Source organism: Shimia litoralis, from assembly GCF_005518135.1.
In the GTDB taxonomy this organism is placed as follows: Bacteria; Pseudomonadota; Alphaproteobacteria; order Rhodobacterales; family Rhodobacteraceae; genus Shimia_E; species Shimia_E litoralis.
In genome coordinates, this window is record NZ_SULI01000001.1 from 164,947 (window position 1) to 183,228 (window position 18,282).

General features: G+C 54.4%; 16 protein-coding genes. 11 read left to right on the forward strand and 5 right to left on the reverse strand.

All coding sequences use genetic code 11. The features are described from left to right. Positions 1-83 precede the first annotated feature (83 nt). The 6 genes from FAP39_RS00760 (at position 84) to FAP39_RS00785 (ending at position 5,744) form a co-directional block, all read left to right on the forward strand. The gene (locus tag FAP39_RS00760; protein ID WP_138014452.1) at positions 84-965 is read left to right on the forward strand and encodes a hypothetical protein; all 882 of its coding nucleotides are present in this window, start codon (positions 84-86) and stop codon (positions 963-965) included. Between the two features lies 1 nt (position 966). Continuing rightward, complete coding sequence (locus FAP39_RS00765) at positions 967-1,746, forward strand: succinate dehydrogenase iron-sulfur subunit (RefSeq protein ID WP_138014453.1); 780 nt, start codon at positions 967-969, stop codon at positions 1,744-1,746. Between the two features lie 164 nt (positions 1,747-1,910). Then, a complete protein-coding gene (locus FAP39_RS00770; RefSeq protein WP_138014454.1) occupies positions 1,911-2,627 on the forward strand; it encodes a ZIP family metal transporter in 717 nt (238 codons plus the stop codon). Positions 2,628-2,756: 129 nt separating this feature from the next. Beyond that, positions 2,757-2,915, forward strand: coding sequence for a hypothetical protein (locus FAP39_RS17455; RefSeq protein ID WP_171006753.1), 159 nt, complete (start codon positions 2,757-2,759; stop codon positions 2,913-2,915). A gap of 100 nt (positions 2,916-3,015) precedes the next feature. Next, entirely contained in the window at positions 3,016-4,656 is a 1,641-nt protein-coding gene (locus tag FAP39_RS00775) for an FAD-binding dehydrogenase (protein ID WP_138014455.1), read from the forward strand. A gap of 245 nt (positions 4,657-4,901) precedes the next feature. After that, entirely contained in the window at positions 4,902-5,744 is an 843-nt protein-coding gene (locus tag FAP39_RS00785; RefSeq protein WP_138014457.1) for an urea carboxylase-associated family protein, read from the forward strand. Between the two features lie 60 nt (positions 5,745-5,804). Here the strand turns inward: FAP39_RS00785 and deoD are convergent, their stop codons facing one another. From deoD to FAP39_RS00800, 3 genes are all read right to left on the reverse strand, one after another. After that, positions 5,805-6,509: a purine-nucleoside phosphorylase gene (deoD, locus tag FAP39_RS00790; RefSeq protein WP_138014458.1), complete on the reverse strand. Its 705-nt coding sequence runs from the start codon at positions 6,507-6,509 to the stop codon at positions 5,805-5,807. Positions 6,510-6,620: 111 nt separating this feature from the next. After that, positions 6,621-7,955 carry an aspartate aminotransferase family protein gene (locus tag FAP39_RS00795; protein WP_138014459.1) on the reverse strand — a complete coding sequence of 445 codons (1,335 nt, stop codon included), beginning with the start codon at positions 7,953-7,955 and terminating at the stop codon, positions 6,621-6,623. Next, complete coding sequence (locus FAP39_RS00800) at positions 7,952-8,734, reverse strand: beta-keto acid cleavage family enzyme (RefSeq protein WP_171006754.1); 783 nt, start codon at positions 8,732-8,734, stop codon at positions 7,952-7,954. The genes FAP39_RS00795 and FAP39_RS00800 overlap by 4 nt, the downstream gene beginning before the upstream one ends. A 122-nt stretch (positions 8,735-8,856) precedes the next feature. On the opposite strand from FAP39_RS00800, the gene FAP39_RS00805 reads away from it, so the two are divergent. The 4 genes from FAP39_RS00805 (at position 8,857) to FAP39_RS00820 (ending at position 13,948) form a co-directional block, all read left to right on the forward strand. Then, on the forward strand, positions 8,857-9,744 hold the full coding sequence (locus tag FAP39_RS00805) for a MurR/RpiR family transcriptional regulator (protein ID WP_138014461.1): 888 nt from the start codon (positions 8,857-8,859) through the stop codon (positions 9,742-9,744). A gap of 85 nt (positions 9,745-9,829) precedes the next feature. Next, on the forward strand, positions 9,830-10,801 hold the full coding sequence (locus FAP39_RS00810; RefSeq protein WP_138014462.1) for a TAXI family TRAP transporter solute-binding subunit: 972 nt from the start codon (positions 9,830-9,832) through the stop codon (positions 10,799-10,801). A gap of 91 nt (positions 10,802-10,892) precedes the next feature. Beyond that, a complete protein-coding gene (locus FAP39_RS00815; protein WP_138014463.1) occupies positions 10,893-13,517 on the forward strand; it encodes a TRAP transporter permease in 2,625 nt (874 codons plus the stop codon). A gap of 11 nt (positions 13,518-13,528) precedes the next feature. After that, positions 13,529-13,948, forward strand: coding sequence for a universal stress protein (locus tag FAP39_RS00820; RefSeq protein WP_138014464.1), 420 nt, complete (start codon positions 13,529-13,531; stop codon positions 13,946-13,948). 105 nt (positions 13,949-14,053) lie between these two features. Here FAP39_RS00820 and FAP39_RS00825 read toward each other — a convergent pair whose 3' ends face one another. After that, on the reverse strand, positions 14,054-16,021 hold the full coding sequence (locus tag FAP39_RS00825; RefSeq protein ID WP_138014465.1) for a protein meaA: 1,968 nt from the start codon (positions 16,019-16,021) through the stop codon (positions 14,054-14,056). A gap of 99 nt (positions 16,022-16,120) precedes the next feature. Then, entirely contained in the window at positions 16,121-16,711 is a 591-nt protein-coding gene (locus FAP39_RS00830) for a GNAT family N-acetyltransferase (protein WP_138014466.1), read from the reverse strand. Positions 16,712-16,783: 72 nt separating this feature from the next. On the opposite strand from FAP39_RS00830, the gene FAP39_RS00835 reads away from it, so the two are divergent. Continuing rightward, entirely contained in the window at positions 16,784-18,142 is a 1,359-nt protein-coding gene (locus FAP39_RS00835; protein WP_138014467.1) for a 1-acyl-sn-glycerol-3-phosphate acyltransferase, read from the forward strand. The last annotated feature ends 140 nt before the right edge of the window (positions 18,143-18,282 follow it).

An 18,282-nucleotide genomic window follows, 5' to 3' on the forward strand; every position in this document is an offset into this window, starting at 1 on the left:
TTCTGTTTCCGGCAGGGTGCAGCTATGTGGGGGCGTGCGTATGGGCGCATGAATGCACTCGGAAATCTGCCGAAAGGTGATCTATGACGCATTTTAACTTTTTCGGTATGCAACGTAGCGGCAACCACGCGATCATCGCGTGGTTGATGAAAAACGGCGATCCCACCGATCAGGTGTTTTTCAACAATTGCCAACCCGGGCGACGGGTCATGGGCACTTTTAGACAGATCGAGCGCGATGGACGTCGGGTGGCTGTTTGGAAGCGCAAGGATGATCCTGAAATTCAACAGGTGTTGAAGCGGTTTCCGGATTATGGCGAAACATACGTGTCGTATGAAAATACGTCGTTGTCTGGGGTCTTCAAAGAGAACTTTGTCATTGCGCCTGACATGCCCGATGCAAAGCCAGTCAACGTCTATATCTATCGCGATCTTTTGAACTGGCTGGCGTCCACTTGGGCACGTCTTGATGATGCGAACGACAGCACAAGCATTGATGTCGTCTCTGAAGTGCTCGCGCGTGCGTCGACTTGGCGTCAAAATCTGGTTCTTATCCACGATCAGGCGTTTTTGGATACGCACAAGATCGTGCCTGTCTGTTACGACACGTGGTTTGGCGATCGCGAATACCGGAAAACGATCCTGACGCGATTGGATGTCGAACACCGAGACGTGTCTTTGCCAGAGGTACAATCCTATGGCAAAGGATCGTCTTTCGACGGAATGTCAAAGCGTAAAGATGCTGCCGCGATGGCGGTGCACGAACGCTGGAAGGAAATGCTCGATAGCGAGAGTTTCCGACTCATACTCAAAGTCTTGCTGATGGATGCCGACATGGTGTCCAGTCTGAAGAAATATGCTCCGGACACGCTGGACTTGATGCAACTTGAATTCAACCTTGCTTTGAACACGATGGGCAGTACGTCCCGGATTGGCGGTTCTCAGCTGGCACAGGAAGGTACCTAAGATGGTAGAATTTGCGCTCCCTAAGAACTCAAAGATTACAACGGGAAAAACTTGGCCAAAACCCTCTGGGGCGAGCAATGTTCGCAAATTCCAGATTTACCGCTGGAACCCTGATGATGGCAAAAATCCGCGGGTTGATACGTATTTCCTCGACATGGATACCTGCGGTCCGATGGTGCTGGACGCGCTGATCAAGATCAAAAATGAAATTGATCCGACGCTGACCTTCCGCAGATCGTGCCGCGAAGGCATTTGTGGTTCCTGTGCGATGAACATCGATGGCATCAACACCTTGGCCTGTATTTATGGCATGGACGAGATCAAGGGCGATGTGAAAATCTATCCGCTGCCACACATGCCTGTGGTGAAGGATCTTATTCCGGATCTAACACATTTTTACGCGCAACACGCGTCGATCATGCCGTGGTTGGAAACCAAAACCAACCGCCCTGCAAAAGAGTGGAAGCAGTCGATCGAAGACCGCAAAAAACTTGATGGTTTGTATGAATGTGTGATGTGCGCAAGCTGTTCGACGTCTTGCCCAAGCTATTGGTGGAACGGCGATCGCTATCTTGGACCAGCAGCGCTGTTGCATGCGTACCGTTGGATCATCGACAGCCGCGATGAAGCCACAGGCGACCGGTTGGATGAGCTGGAAGATCCGTTCAAACTTTACCGCTGCCACACGATCATGAACTGTGCCAAAACTTGCCCCAAGGGCTTGAACCCGGCAAAAGCGATTGCAGAAATCAAGAAAATGATGGTCGAACGTACCGTCTAATCTGCGCCGACAAGAAATTCCAAAGCCCGCTTTGCATGCGCAAGGCGGGCTTTTTCGTTTCGGTATCACCTTGGGATGTATGGAAAACTGAGTGCCTGCCGAGAGCGGACTTGACCCGCCATGACCTTGATGTGAGGTTTGCGTGACTCGGTAAGGAAGAACAGATGATCCCCGATGATTTTTCAGCAGCCATGATTCTTGCTACTTTGGCAGGCCTCTCTGTTCCTGCGGGTGGAGCATTGGCGTTGGCCGAGAAATGGGTGCCCAAATCCTATGACGAGGGCCTGCGGCATTTCCTTGTGGCCTTTGGTGGGGGCGCCTTGATTTCCGCAATTGCGTTGGTGTTGGTGCCTGAAGGCAGTGACCGCTTGCCAGCAATGTGGGCTGTGGGTCTTTTTGGTCTTGGCGGGTTGGTATTTTTGATGGTCGATCGGGCATTGGCGCGGCGTGGCAGCCATGCTGCTCAGTTTTTGGCGATGCTCCTTGACTATTTGCCCGAAGCCATGGCTTTGGGGGCGCTTCTGACCGGCGCGCTGGATGTTGCAATCTTGATGGCGGCCCTCATCGCGCTACAGAACCTGCCAGAAGGGTTCAACGCATTTCGAGAAATGAGAGAGAGCGGAATGTCCTCTGGCCGCGTGATGGTCTTGTTTCTGTTCATGGTCCCCGTTGGACCAGCCGCCGCCGCTTTGGGGATGCTGGTGCTGGAAGGGATGCCCGAAGTCCTCGGCGCCGTGATGATGTTTTCCTCTGGGGGGATTTTGTATCTGCTGTTTCAAGACGTGGCGCCGCAGGTTCCTCTAAAGCACAGCTGGGTCCCACCAATCGGTGCGGTCGCGGGGTTCATGTTGGGATTGGCAGGGCATTTGATGACGGGCTAATTCAGGTCTGCGTATGCGCATCCCTTGCAAATAATGCATATCGCAGATGCGTATTTTGACGATGTTCACACAAGAGAGCGCTGCTAAATACCACCCACGGGAGGAGTTCAGACACACTGGAGATACCAAATGTCGAACTCGAATAATGGAACTGAAAACGTCGCAGATCGCGCATTGGAGTTTTTGGAACAGGCCTATGCCTATTACCAACAGCCCCTGCGTCCAGTTGCCAAGGCACAGGCTGACGCGGACAGCGAGACATATTACGAATATGTCAAAGCCGCATAACAAAAAGGCGCTCCGGTTGCGGGGCGCCTTTTGCTTTACGTGAGGTTTTGTTTGGCGCATCCCACTATGAACGCTAGCCTTTGTGACAGGAGGAGCGTGCATGACAGATGTGATTGTGATTGGTGCAGGGCTTGCTGGCCTTGTGGCGGCATACGAAGCAGCGCAGCGCGGCCGCAGCGTCTTGTTGCTTGACCAAGAGGGAGAGCAATCCCTTGGCGGCCAAGCGTTCTGGAGCTTGGGGGGGCTGTTCATGGTGGATACCCCGGAACAGCGCCGGATGGGTATCAAAGATAGCGCTGATCTCGCGTTGTCCGATTGGATGGGCTCGGCCCAGTTTGACCGACCCGAAGATGCCAACCCCCGCAAGGTCGCACAGGCCTATCTGGAATTTGCGGGTGGTGAAATGCGCTCGTGGCTCCAGGCCAAGGGCATGCGTTGGTTTCCCGTCGTGGGTTGGGCGGAACGTGGGGGCGAGATGGCCCATGGTCATGGCAATTCTGTGCCAAGGTTTCACGTCACGTGGGGCACTGGCCCAGGCGTTGTCGCCCCGTTCGAACGTCTGGTCCGGCAGGCAGAGGCCGAGGGAAAGATCTGCTTTGGGTTTCGCCATCGTGTCTCGAACCTGATTGTTGAAAATAACATTGTCAAAGGTGTGGCTGGCGACATCCTGGCCGACGACCCCGCAGCGCGCGGTGTGTCCACATCTAGAGCCGTTGTCGGAGCCTTTGAGCATCGCGCCGAGGCGGTGATTGTAACCACAGGCGGTATTGGCGGCGATCACGACATGGTGCGTAAATACTGGCCCCAAGACCGGCTGGGGCCTGCGCCCAAACGTATGGTCGCGGGCGTGCCGGATTACGTCGATGGCCAAATGCAACGCGTGGCTGAAAATGCGGGTGCGGCGCTGATTAATGGGGATCGGATGTGGCATTACACCGAAGGTCTGGCAAACTGGGACCCCATTTGGCCGAACCACGGTATTCGCATTTTGCCCGGCCCATCATCGATGTGGTTCGACGCGTTGGGGGATCGGATGCAGGCACCATATCTGCCCGGGTTTGATACCCTGGGCACGTTGAAGCGCATTCTGTCGACCGGACATGAGCACAGTTGGTTCATTTTAACGCAAAAGATCATTGAAAAAGAATTTGCGCTTTCAGGATCGGAACAAAATCCTGATCTGACATCGGGAAAGTGGTCATCGGTTCTTAAGGCGCGGTTGCTTGGCAAAGGCGCACCTGCGCCCGTCGAGGCGTTCAAATCCCATGGCGAAGACTTTGTCGTGGCGGATACCCTTAAGGAACTGGTGCGCGGGATGAACCGTATCACACCAGAGGCTCCGCTGAAGCTTGACCACATCCAAAGCCAGATCGTCGCGCGAGATGCCCAGATCGATAACCCGTTTTCCAAGGACGCGCAGGTGACAGCTATTCGCGGGGCGCGGGCCTATCGTGGCGATCGCTTGATCCGCACGGCCAAACCGCATCAAATCCTGGATGCACAAAACGGGCCCTTGATTGCGGTGCGCCTGAATGTTCTGACGCGCAAATCCTTGGGCGGATTGCATACCGATGTCACGGGGCAGGTGCTGCGCGCTGACGGAACCGCGTTTCAAGGGCTGTTTGCTGCTGGAGAAGTCGCGGGATTTGGCGGCGGGGGCTATCACGGATATAACGCGCTCGAAGGCACATTTCTGGGCGGGTGCATCTTTTCGGGGCGTTGTGCGGGCCGTGCGGTTTGACAGTTGCGGTCAGCTAGGGCACGACAGGTCTTATGCATATTCTAATTGGCCTTGTTATTGCTCTGGTGCTTGTTGCGGTTCTGTCCAACCGCAAGACGCGGAATTGTCGCTGGCGTGCGGATCGGTCCCGCAATGTGGATGATCAGCACTTTCATATCTGTATGTCATGTGGCGCGACGTGCTTGACGCAGAGCCCAAAATCACCTCAAGAATGTTTGAAAAAGCCCTGACGCCGGAGTGCCGCGATGATCGAACCTAAGGATGCCGATGCGCGCCGCGCAGTTGCCCCTGTGATATGCTATCCCAATGACACCTTGCCGGTGCCACCCATGGATACTTATGCGACCGCGCGCGAAACTGCGATCAAGGTGTCCGAGGTGCTTGTGCCTGTCCGAGATGCCGCGTGTTTTCGGGTGAAAGCTGGACAGTTTTTCCGGATTTCGTCCGTTCAAGGCCCGCAGGTTGGCGATTTAAATATCTGGAATGCCAATGATCTGTCTGAACGGTTCTATTCTGGTAAATCGCGTGCGCTGCATGGAACACATCTGACGACAGGTCAAAGAATGTGGTCATCTTTCCCGTATTTGCGTCCTATGGCGACGATCACCGCTGATACGTTGGGATGGTACGGAAAAGACAGTTTTGGCGGGTCGGTCCACGATGTCATCGGAACGCGCTGTGATCCCTATACCGGGAACTTGTTGTCCGAGGCACAATACCATTATTGTTGCCATTCGAATTTGACCCGTGCTTTGGCGGCTGAAACCGGCCTGTCGTTGCGAGATGCTGAACGCCATGTGCACGATGTGTTGAATGTCTTCATGTGTACGGGGTTTACCATGGACACAGGTCAATACTTTATGAAGGCGAGCCCCGTCCGCCCCGGTGACTATTTAGAGTTTTTCGCAGAAATTGATTTGCTGGGCGCACTGAGCGCCTGTCCGGGTGGCGATTGTTCCAGTGAACACAGTTCGGACACTGCGGCGTGTTATCCGCTTTTGGTCGAGGTGTTTGAGCCCGCAGAGGGCACGCTTGCCGGATGGGCTTCACCAGACGTGAATGCCTATGACGGGTCACACGGATTATAGCGGCAGTTGCCATGAAGAAGCACGCGCTGAAACAGAACGTGCTTCTATGGTGACGCATGCCTAGGTGAACGCAGCCGCCAAGGCGATTTCGACCATGTCGCCAAAGCTTTTCTCGCGGTCTTCAGACGGCAAGGCCGCTCCGGTCAACAAGTGATCGCTGACAGTCAACACAGCCAAGGCGCGTCTTCCGTGACGGGCCGCAAGATTATATAGTTCAGCGGCTTCCATTTCGACGCCAAGGATGCCGTGGCGCACCATTTGTTCGTTCAGGTCGGGGCGTTCGTCGTAAAACACATCGGAGGAATAGATGCCGCCGACATGTGTGGGGGTGCCCTTGGCTTGGGCGGCATCAACAGCCGCGCGCAACAGCCCATAATCGGCACATGGCGCAAAGTTGATTTCTTTGAAGATGCCGCTTGAGGGTGTCGACAGGCTGGTGGCAGTCATGGCGATGATGACATCGCGCACATCGACGTGCTTTTGCATGCCGCCACAGGATCCGATGCGGATCAAGGTTTGGGCATTGTAATCGCGGATCAGCTCATTGGCGTAAATAGAAAGCGACGGCATGCCCATACCCGATCCGTGGATGGTGACGCGATTGCCTTTCCAATATCCGGTAAAGCCCAGCATACCGCGTACTTCGTTCACCAGTGTGACATCGTCGAGAAATGTCTCGGCTGCCCATTTGGCGCGATACGGGTCTCCCGGTAATAGAACGGTTTCTGCAATGTCTTCGGGCTTTGCCCCAATGTGAATAGTCATAGTTCGTGCCCCTCAAGTTGAAGGCCCAGAGTAGGACGCGGCAAAAGCGTCTTCAATCGCCGTTTTCACCTTTTTCAAGATGATAAGGCACAGGGAACGCTGGGCACTCCCTTAGATGTCTGACAACTCGGGGAGCGCGTGCATTGCATCGCCCAGCTTGGCGACCAATTCATCTGTTTCGGATTCGGTCAAGATGAAGGGTGGTGCGAGCAATAGATGATCGCCGTGTTTTCCATCCCGTGTGCCGCTCATTGGATAGCAAATCAGACCCGCGTCAAATGCTGCCTTCTTCAGGCGTGCCGCAATTTTGACCGAGGGATCAAAGGGGCGCTTGGTGTCGCGGTTTTCCACAAACTCCAGCCCTACGAACAGGCCGCGCCCTCGGATATCACCGATATGAGGGTGCTGGGCGAATTTGCTGTTCAACGCGCCAAATAATTGTTCCGAGCGCGCGTGCACATTGTTCAGCAGCCCCCGATTCAGGATCGCCGACACCACCGCCTTGCCCGCGGCACAGGCCACAGGGTGCCCCATATAGGTATGTCCGTGTTGAAAGAACCCGGACCCCTGGCCAAGAGTGTCATAGATGTCTTTGGAACACATCATTGCTCCGATAGGTTGATATCCAGCGCCCAACCCCTTGGCTATGCACAATATATCGGGTGACACGTCATCTGCGGTGCAGGCAAACAGATGACCCGTTCGCCCCATGCCGCACATGACTTCGTCAAGTATCAACAGCACACCATAGGTGTCGCATATTTCGCGAACCCGCTTGAAATACCCCGGAACGGCGGGGACGACCCCCATGGTGGCGCCCACCACGGGTTCCGCAACAAACGCCATGACCGTGTCTGGGCCCAAGCGTAGAATCTCATCCTCAAGCTCTTGTGCGACGCGCTGGCCATATTCATGCGGGGTTTCATCGTCCGAGCGACCAACATATTCATAACATGGTGCAATATGGGTGACATCCACAAGGATGGGTTCAAACTGTGCGCGTCGCCATTGGTTCCCCCCCACGGCAAGCGCGCCAAGGGTATTGCCGTGATAACTCTGACGGCGGGCAATCAGGTGGCGCCGTTGGGGTTCGCCGTTCTCGATATGGTATTGGCGTGCCAGCTTGATCGCAGCTTCGACGGCCTCGGACCCGCCCGATACAAAATACACCCGATCCAGCCCGTCGGGGGCTTGCGAAATCAGTAAGTCAGCCAGATCTTCGGCAGGGTCGCTGGTGAAAAAACCGGTGTGTGCAAACGCCATCTGTGCGGTTTGCTCTTGAATGGCACGTATCACATCCGCATCGCCATGGCCGAGGCAAGACACTGCTGCGCCACCTGATCCATCAAAGTAGCGCTTGCCCGTTTCGTCGGTGATATAACAGCCTTGGCTCGAGACCGCCTTGACCGGAGCAGCATTGATCTGGCGTGGAAATACGTGGCTCATGATGTGACCTGCTTGGGGGAAAATCCTGACTTGGCGGCGCGTTCGACGAATGACGCAACAGATGCGGCATTGTCGGGCAAAATTGATCCGTCGGGGGTAAGACGGTTGTTTTCAAACCCAATGCGGGCATGCCCGCCAGCATCAAGGGCTGCCATCAGGCAATCTTGCTCGTGACGTCCAAACGCGCAGACCATCCAGTTCAGGTCGTGCCCCCCCATGGCCTTGAGAAACGGATCCAAATCCTGTGGGGTCGAGGTCAGGTCGTGGGAATACCGACCCAGAACACATAGGACACGCCGGGATTGCATCGGGATTGTGCCGGTCTCAAAGTGGTCCAGCAAGGCGACAAGATCGTGGGTGTCATAGACGATGTGTTGCATGTCGATCCCCTTGTCTGCAGCCGCATGATAGATCGCGCGCAGGTTGGCGGGATCGCGGGCAATTTCGCGTAGGGCAATGCTTGCGTCTTGTGACGGGGCCGCCTCAAGACAGGTGCGCTGGGTGGCGACATCAAAAATTCCCGCAGCCTCGGTCGAGAACTGAACGTGTATCGACGATATTGCGGCGATGTCGCGCATCAGTTGGTGATACAATGCTGCATCCAGAGAGTGTTGCCCGCGAGCATCCCTGATGTGGGCATGCACCGCTGTGGCGCCTTCCTTGGCGCATGCCATAGCGGTGTGGGCGATCTCGCGCGTGGTCAGCGGCAGTGCCGGATGGTCCGACTGTGTCAGGCGCGCACCATTGGGGGCCACCATCAGGTCAAAGGCTGTGCTCATGTGAGTATTCCTGCACAAGAAAGGTGTCGACGAATGTGACTTCATCCCAAGCTGGAATTACATCTTGTGTCAATCTGTCAGAAAAATAACATATGTTATTAAATATTGTAGGACGATTCGACATGGACCCAACGCTTAGAATCAAGATCATTGCCCAGCTCAAAGATCACATGGCAGAGCTGTCACCGCAGATGCGTACGGCGGCAAAGTATATTGTGGATCACCCATCCGATTTTGGATTGGACCCAATTCGTGACACAGCTTCCAAAGCCAAGGTGAGCACATATACCCTTGTTAATATTGCGAAAAAACTGGATTTTTCCGGGTTTGAAGATTTGCGGCGGCCGTTTCGGTCGGCCCTTATCGAAGGCGCGTCAGGGGCAGGGAATACGGATCGCTTTGACCAAGAGAGGCAACAGGGGGATCTTGGAAAAGTCTTTGCCGACTCGGCGGAAAATGCACTTTCTATCGTGAAACGTTCTTTGGATCGTCAGCAGCTGAGCCAACTTGAAGCCGTGGTTGATATGCTTATTGGGGCGCGGTCTGTGTATTTGACCGCGGTCCGGTCGAGCTATGCGGTTGCCTATTACTTCCATTATGTGGGCCGTATGGCGCTACCATCCATGCAGCTTATTCCGCGGCATATGAACAGCGCAATTGATGATCTCAATGACGCAGAACCGGGAGATGTTTTGGTGGCAATCACGGTCACGCCGTACTCCACCGAAACGATCAAAGCTTGCGAGTACGCCAAGAAAAGAGGCCTTAAGCTCTTGCTTATCAGTGACTCGGAAATTGTGTCTCCACATTTGCAGCCAGAGCAAATGCTTGTGACGTCTGTCCTTAGCACCCATCACTTCGGGTGTTTTTCTGGCATGATGGCGGTGGTTGAGATGCTTGTGGCATTTCTGATGCACAGGGGGGGGCAGGGCGCACGGGATCGAATCGCGTCGTATGAAACCGTGCGGATCGAAAACAATGCGTATTGGGTTGCCCAAAAAAAACATTAGTTTTTTCGTGACATCCTTGCAAACATATTAGACGCTCTGCGGGTGGCCGGTGCCAAGAGAAGGTATCGGATTTAGGGAGAGCTCCATGAAACAACTTAAGTTTATCGGTGGCGTCGTCGCCGCTGCTGCAATTGCAATTGGCGGTGCTGCAACCGCTCAAGACCAACAATTTATCTCTATCGGTACTGGTGGCGTGACCGGCGTTTACTATCCAACCGGTGGTGCGATTTGTCGTTTGGTGAACCGCGATCGTCGCGAGCACGGCATCCGCTGCGCTGTCGAGTCGACCGGTGGTTCGGTGTATAACATCAACACAATCAAAGCTGGCGAACTGGAATTTGGTGTGGCCCAATCTGATTGGCAATACCACGCGTACAATGGCACATCCAAGTTTGCTGATAACCCATTCCCCGAAGTTCGGGCGATGTTCTCGGTCCATCCTGAACCGTTCACGCTCATCGTGCGCGCAGACAGCGGCATCGCGTCGTTCGAAGATCTGGCTGGCAAGCGTGTAAACGTTGGCAACCCGGGATCAGGTCAGCGCGCCACGATGGAAGTCGTGATGGATGCCTATGGCATGAACATGGACAGCTTTGCACTTGCGACCGAATACAAAGGGTCCGAGATGGCAAAACAGATCTGCGACGATAATATCGACGCCATGATTTATACCATTGGTCACCCGGCTGCGGCGATCAAAGAAGCCACAACCACGTGTGACGTGAAACTTGTGTCTGTTGCTGGCGAGGCCATCGACAAGCTGATTGCGGACAACCCGTATTACCGTACAGCGGTTATTCCGGGCGGCATGTATGCTGGGTCTGATGAAGACACCACCACCTTTGGTGTGGGCGCAACCTTTGTGACCTCAGCAAATGTCCCAGAAGAAGTGGCGTATATCGTTGCCAAGGCCGTCCTGTCCAATCTGGATGATTTCCGCGGTCTGCACCCTGCCTTTGCAAACCTCGATGGCGCTCAGATGATCAGCGATGGTTTGTCTGCTCCGCTGCACCCCGGTGCAGAGCGGGCCTACAAAGAACTGGGTCTGATGCAATAAGAGCATCGTAAGATGTCTTGAAAATACCAACGCCTGCGTGTCTGTTTTGATGCGCTGGCGTTTTTCTCACACATAGACGGGGGGCTATGGAATGAACGAGGCAGCAACCAGAAGCGCAGAAGATATGGTCGCTGAGGCGGATACCGGCGCGCGTAACGCCGGTGAATTCGCATCGCGGCTTATCTTTGGATTGTGCATCGCATGGTCGATTTTCCAACTTTACATCGCATCAAAACTTCCGGGTGTCTTGGCGCAAGCCACCGGTATCAGCATGATGGCAAACATCGTTGCGCAAGCGCGATATGTGCATCTTGCCTTTGCGATCGTTTTGGCAACGCTGGCATTCCCGATGTTTGGGCATCGCAACCGTATTCCCCTGTATGATTGGGCGCTCGTTGCGCTTGGGACATCGGCCTGTTTGTATCTCATCGTGTTTAGATTCGAGATCGCAGACCGCCCCGGCCTTTGGACAACAACAGATGTTGTGATGTCAGCGATTGGCATGACCGTCCTGATGATCGCAGTGTTTCGCTCGCTTGGATTGCCGCTTGTCATTATCGGATCCATGTTCCTCGCACTTGCATTCTTTGGCGGGTACTCTGAATGGGTTGGCAGCATCACCAACTATGGCGGGGCATCCTTTAGCAAGGCCATGGGGCACTATTGGATGCAGACCGAAGGCGTCTTTGGGGTCGCTTTGGGTGTGTCCACATCTATGATCTTTTTGTTTGTGCTGTTCGGCGCATTGCTTGAAAAAGCAGGCGGCGGCAACTGGTTCATCAAAGTCGCAATTTCCATGTTGGGCGCCCTGCGTGGCGGGCCAGCAAAGGCTGCCGTTCTGTCGTCTATGATGACTGGCATGATTTCAGGGTCCTCGATTGCCAACACGGTGACGACGGGGACGTTTACGATCCCGTTGATGAAACGCATTGGGTTTTCACCTGAAAAGGCCGGCGCCGTAGAGGTCGCGTCGTCGACGAATGGCCAATTGACGCCACCTGTGATGGGGGCCGCGGCCTTTTTGATGGTGGAATACGTCAACATTCCCTACATCGAAGTCGTAAAACACGCGTTTCTGCCTGCGGTGATCTCATACATCGCGCTGCTGTACATCGTGCATCTTGAAAGCCTGAAAATGGGTTTGCAGGGCCTGAAAAAGCCCGGGCGTCATATTGGCGTTTTGATGATCCTGATCCTGATGATCACCGGCTTTCTGGGGATGGCGGTCATTACGTTTCTTGTGATCGGATTTCGCGCCATGCTCGAGCCGATGATGCCAGGGGCAACGGTCTATCCTGCGCTTGTATTGCTGGCCGCCGCGTATCTTGGGTTGCTGTATGTTGCCGCCAAATATCCGGATATCGAGGTTGACGATCCGAATGCCAAGGCCGTGACAGCACCACGGTTGACACCCACATTCCTTGGGGGTGCCTATTTCGCGCTACCGATCTTTGTGTTGGTGTGGAACTTGATGGTGCGCACAGAACATCTTGACCGTTTGTCACCCGCGCTCTCTGCGTTTTGGGCAACTGTGACGATGATCCTTGTTGCGGTGACACATCGGCCGATCAAAGCGATTTTCCGTGGGGAATCTGATCTGGCAAACCAGATGCTTGCCGGACTGAAAGAATTTGTCGCGGGCCTTGAAGGTGGCGCGCGCAACATGATCGGAATTGGTGTCGCCACGGGTGCAGCGGGCATCATTGTCGGGACAATTTCCCTGACTGGGGCGCATCAGATCATCGGCCAAGTGATCGAAGTCATCTCTGGTGGCAACTTGATCATTTTGTTGATTTTGGTTGCGGTCTTGTCTCTGGTTTTGGGAATGGGGCTGCCGACGACTGCAAACTATATCGTTGTCTCGTCGCTTATGGCGCCAGTCATCGTGTCGGTGGGCGCGCAATCCGGTCTGATCGTTCCGTTGATCGCGGTCCATATGTTTGTGTTCTATTTCGGCATTCTGGCGGATGATACTCCGCCGGTGGGGCTTGCAGCTTATGCTGCGGCTGCGATCTCGCGCGGGGACCCCATCAAAACCGGTTTGATTGGCTTTAGCTATGACATCCGAACTGCGCTGTTGCCGTTTATGTTCATTTTCAACACAGATCTTCTGTTGATTGATGTTGGTCCGCTAAAGGCGATCATGGTGTTCTTTATTTCCTTGATTGCGATGTTGGTGTTCGCTGCGGTGACCCAAGGATATTTCATTGCCAAAACCCGTAAATGGGAAGCGGCGGTGATGATGGTCGTTGTGTTCATGTTGTTCCGTCCCGACTTTTTCTTGGATCAATGGCAGGACAAATACACTCACTATACGGGTCCTGCTGCTTTGACCGCCTTGGAAGAACTGCCTGTCGGATCATCGGCACGGTTGCGCATCTCGGCACCTGATTTTGACACCGGCATTGTCGGGGCCACCACGGTGACCTTTAGCCCCGATGCAGAAGGCAGCAGCGAAGAGCGATTGCGCGCTGCTGGACTGACGGTGATTGAAAACAACGGCCTTTTGACGTTGGAAGAACCTTTCCCCGGCACGCCGTACTTTGAAACCCTCGCAAATGACTATGATTTTTACGGGGATGAACCGGCACAAATCGCATCTGTTGCTGTTGAAAATGAACGCATGGCCAAAGAGCTCTTCTTTATCCCTGCTTTGCTTTTGCTGTTGATGATTGTCGCTATTCAGCGACCACGTGCAACGCAACCTGCATTCTAAGGAGATCTGAGATGTTTAAGAAAATTCTGGTGCCTGTGGATGTGTCTGTCGAGGGTGACACGCGCAAGCTTCTTCAAAAGACCAAAACACTCACACAGGGGTGGGACTGTGAAATTCATGTTCTGACCGTCATCCCGAATGTGGGCATGCCAATCGTTGGGTCCTATTTCGATGAAGATGTGGTTGATGAAGGACGCAAGGCGGTGATCGAGACGCTTGCCCAAGCGCTCGAGTCAGAAGGCCTAGCGGCCAAGCAGCATGTCTTGTCCGGAACTGTGTACGATCGTGTGATTGGTTTGGCGTCCAAGCTTGAGGCTGACCTTATTGTGATTGGGGCGCATCAGCCTGAACTGCGGGATTATCTGCTGGGTTCAAATGCGGCCCGTGTGGTGCGCCATTCCAACCGGTCGGTTCTTGTAATTCGGGACTGAACTCCAGATCGCAACCGGTGGATGAGTTGCGCAGAGCATGAAAACACAAAAGCCCTGACATACTGTCAGGGCTTTTGTCGTTTGAATTTGAACAGATATGCGAGGTTATTGTGCGGCCACCGACTTGGGTTCGACCAATGTCACAACATCCATCATGATGGTGTTCAGTTCGAAATCTTTTGGCGTGTAAACCCGTGCCACACCCATTGCCAACAGACGTTCGGCATCGTCATCAGGAATGATACCACCGACGATCACAGGTGTGTCACCAAGGCCAGCAGCACGCATTTGCGCCATCAAATCTTCGACCAGAGGAATATGCGACCCTGATAGAATGGACAGGCCGACAACATGGGCCTCGTTGTCTTGAGCACTGGCGACGATCTCTTCGGGTGTCAGGCGGATGCCTTCATATTCAATGTCCATACCGCAATCGCGGGCCCGGAATGCGATTTGCTCTGCACCGTTGGAATGCCCGTCCAAACCGGGTTTGCCAATGATGAACTTAAGGCGGCGGCCAAGCTTGTCGCTGACGGTGTCTACGGCGTTGCGGATTTCATCCAGACCTTCGGTCTTGTTTGATTGCGAGGCAGATACACCTGTCGGGCCGCGATACTCGCCGTGAACCGCGCGCATTTGTGCAGCCCATTCACCTGTGGTGACGCCTGCTTTGGCGGCGGCGATGGATGGCGGAACCACGTTGTCGCCGTTTGCCGCAGCGGCACGCAGATCAGCTAGGGCTTTTTCGACAGCGGCCTGATCGCGGTTGTCGCGCCACTCTTGCAGGCGCGTGATCTGTTGTTGCTCTACAGCTGGGTCGACGACCATGATGCCACCATCGCCGGTCATCAGCGGTGAAGGCTCGCCTTGCTGCCATTTGTTCACACCCACCACCACGGTTTCGCCCGCTTCGATGCGGTTCAAACGGTCGGCGTTTGATTCCACCAGACGTGACTTCATGTAATCAATGGCCCCGATGGCACCGCCCATACCGTCCAATGTGGACAGCTCATGACGCGCGCCGTCTTTCAGCGCCTGAACCTTACGGTCGACCGCAGGGTTGCCGTCAAACAGATCTTCATATTCCAGCAAATCGGTTTCATAGGCCATGATCTGTTGCATCCGCATGGACCATTGTTGGTCCCACGGACGAGGCAGGCCAAGGGCTTCGTTCCACGCAGGCAACTGAACCGCGCGTGCACGTGCATTCTTGGACAGCGTGACCGCGAGCATCTCGATCAAAATCCGGTAGACGTTGTTTTCAGGCTGTTGCTCGGTGAGCCCCAATGAGTTCACCTGAACACCATACCGGAAGCGGCGGTGCTTTGGATCGGTGACCCCATAGCGTTCTAGACAAATCTCGTCCCACAGTTCGACAAAGGCGCGCATTTTGCACATCTCGGTTACGAACCGGATTCCCGCGTTCACAAAGAACGAAATTCGGGCGACCATAGGGCCAAAATCTTCGGCGGGAACACGTGGTTTCAAAGCATCGAGTACAGCAATTGCGGTCGCAAGGGCAAAGGCCAGCTCTTGCTCGGGTGTCGCACCAGCTTCTTGCAGGTGATAGGAACACACGTTCATCGGGTTCCATTTAGGCACGTTTGTATAACAATACTCGGCCACATCCGCGATCATCTTCAGCGATGGTTTGGGCGGGCAGATATATGTACCCCGGCTTAGGTATTCCTTGATCAGATCGTTCTGAACGGTGCCCTGAAGCTTGGAAATATCCGCACCCTGTTCTTCGGCGGCTGCGATATAGAGCGATAGCAACCAAGGCGCCGTGGCGTTGATGGTCATCGACGTGTTCATCTGATCGAGCGGAATTTGGTCAAACAGTGTGCGCATGTCCCCAAGATGGCAGACAGGTACACCCACTTTGCCGACTTCGCCGCGCGACAGGATGTGGTCGCTGTCATATCCGGTTTGCGTTGGCAGATCGAAGGCAACTGAAAGGCCGGTTTGACCCTTGGCAAGGTTGTCGCGGTAAAGCTGGTTTGACGCTTGCGCGGTCGAGTGACCCGCATACGTCCGGATGAGCCAGGGGCGGTCTTTTTGCTGTTGCGACATGGGGTGTCCTCGTGAATCAACTTGGCAATTTTGTTGCGCCAAAACGTAGTCGTACGTAATATTAGATGCAAGCGAATTCGCTGCATCGCGGCATTTACCCTAGTTTTTGACGGTAAACTGCATGGCTGTACTGGTTTTAAACCCAAATATATGACGCAGCAGGCCGATGTGCGTTGTCCCCAGCGCGACAAAACCCTCCCGCTCATAAAGTGCTCTTGCGCGGGGGTTCACGTCAATCACATCCAAACGGACGGACCCAAGGCCTCTCTGCAGGGCCTCTGTCTTGACTGCATCCAGCAGGGCGGTGCCAACCCCAAGCCCGCGTGCGTCAGCCGATACGAATATGCCATCCATCACCAATGTGTCCTGCATCAGGTCGCGCTCCAGTATGCTGAGAACAGGTGCCCGCCACAAAGCCCCGAGCCACCCATAGGCCGCAGCAAGGTCTTGCATGCTCGCGCCGGTCAACGCGCCCTGCGCTGTTTTGAAACCCGCCATGCCCAGCAGCTGGCCGTCAGGTCCTTGGGCCGAGATAGCAAACTGAGGTTTCAGGATAGAGCGAAAGAACGTCTGCGCTTTGTCATCCGGCCCCATGATCTTGCCCAGCTTTTCCGAAAATGCTTGCCAGTAGAGGGCCGCAGCCATGTCGCGATGGGCTTCTGTAAAACCTGATTGAATTGTAAATTGCATCTGGGCTCTCGAAATGTCGATTTTCCTCAATTAATATATTTACCCTGACGCCTGTGACTGCAAGGGTTTGGCATGACGTCTAGTGTCGAAGTCCCATTGTGGCTGTTCCTTTTGATTTTGCTGTTTGCAGCTGTGACGGCCGCAAGCCATTTTCTATTTCCATCGGTGCGCTGGTTCTTCCGTCGTCGTATGGAACGGGCAGTTGCCCGTTTGAACCAGCGTCTGGAACGGCCGATCGAACCGTTTAAGCTGGCCCGGCGGCACGACATGATACAACAGTTAATATACCATCCCGATGTGACGCGGGCGATTGTAGAACACGCCAAAGCTGAGGGCATTCCAGAGAATGTCGCATTTCAAGAGGCCAAGTCATACGCGCGGGAAATCGTGCCATCCTTTAGCGCCTCGGCCTACTTCGGGTTTGCAATTCGTTTGGCGCGATTCCTCAGTCGGGCGCTGTATCGGGTTCGATTGGCCCACTTTGATGCCGACACGCTTCAGAATGTGTCCAAGGATGCCACAGTGGTTTTTGTGATGAACCACAAATCCAATATGGATTATGTGCTGGTGACATATCTTGCCGCCGAGCGTTCGGCATTGGCGTATGCGGTTGGCGAATGGGCGCGTGTTTGGCCATTATCGCGTCTGATCAAGGCAATGGGCGCCTATTTTATTCGCCGCAAATCACGAAATGCGCTCTATCGTAAGGTGCTGGCGCGATATGTGCGGCTGGCCACCGATGGTGGTGTGACGCAAGCCATGTTCCCCGAAGGCGGGCTGTCACTTGATGGGGCTCCGCAAGAGGCCAAGCTTGGGTTGTTGAAATACATCACCGACGGGTTTGATCCAGAGGTGCGGGATGTCGTGTTTGTGCCCGTGGCCCTGAATTATGATCGTGTGCTCGAGGATCGCATTCTTCTTAAGGCGCTTGAGGGTGGCGGGCGACGCTTTCATGCGAAGATCAGCGTTGTCTCAGGGTTTTTCATGAAACAGCTTTGGCTGCGGATGCGCGGCAAGTATCACAAATTTGGCTATGCTGCGGTCAGCTTTGGGCACCCGCTCTCACTTGGTGAATTCGGGTCCAACCGCGAGGGTGATATTACGGAATCCCTGTCCCAAGAGTTGATGCACCGCATTGAAGCGGTGATGCCCGTGGTGCCGGTCCCCATGGTGGCCTATATTATACGGAAGGCGCAGGGTCCTGTGTCGCGCGCCGCCATCGAGCAGGCATATGCCAAACTTATCGGAACACTCGCTGCACCGCACGTGCATCTGCCTCGCGGTGATCTGTCATATGCTTCAGAAGTTGGAATACGGACACTGCTTGAGAGAAAAATGATTCTCAAAAAGTCAGGGCAATACGTGTCAAACCCGGATCAAGCGACGGCATTAGCGTTCTATGCCAACTCAATCGCCCATTTGTTTGGCTAACCGTGCAGGTGCAGCAAGAATTTCTGCAGTTGCGGGGTTATAAAATTACAAAATCAATCCAAGTGTGGTTGCAATGTTACTCGGCTGGGGATATTTCAGCTAAAGAAACCGCGATTCTGCGTCGCGGCATGAGTTTAACT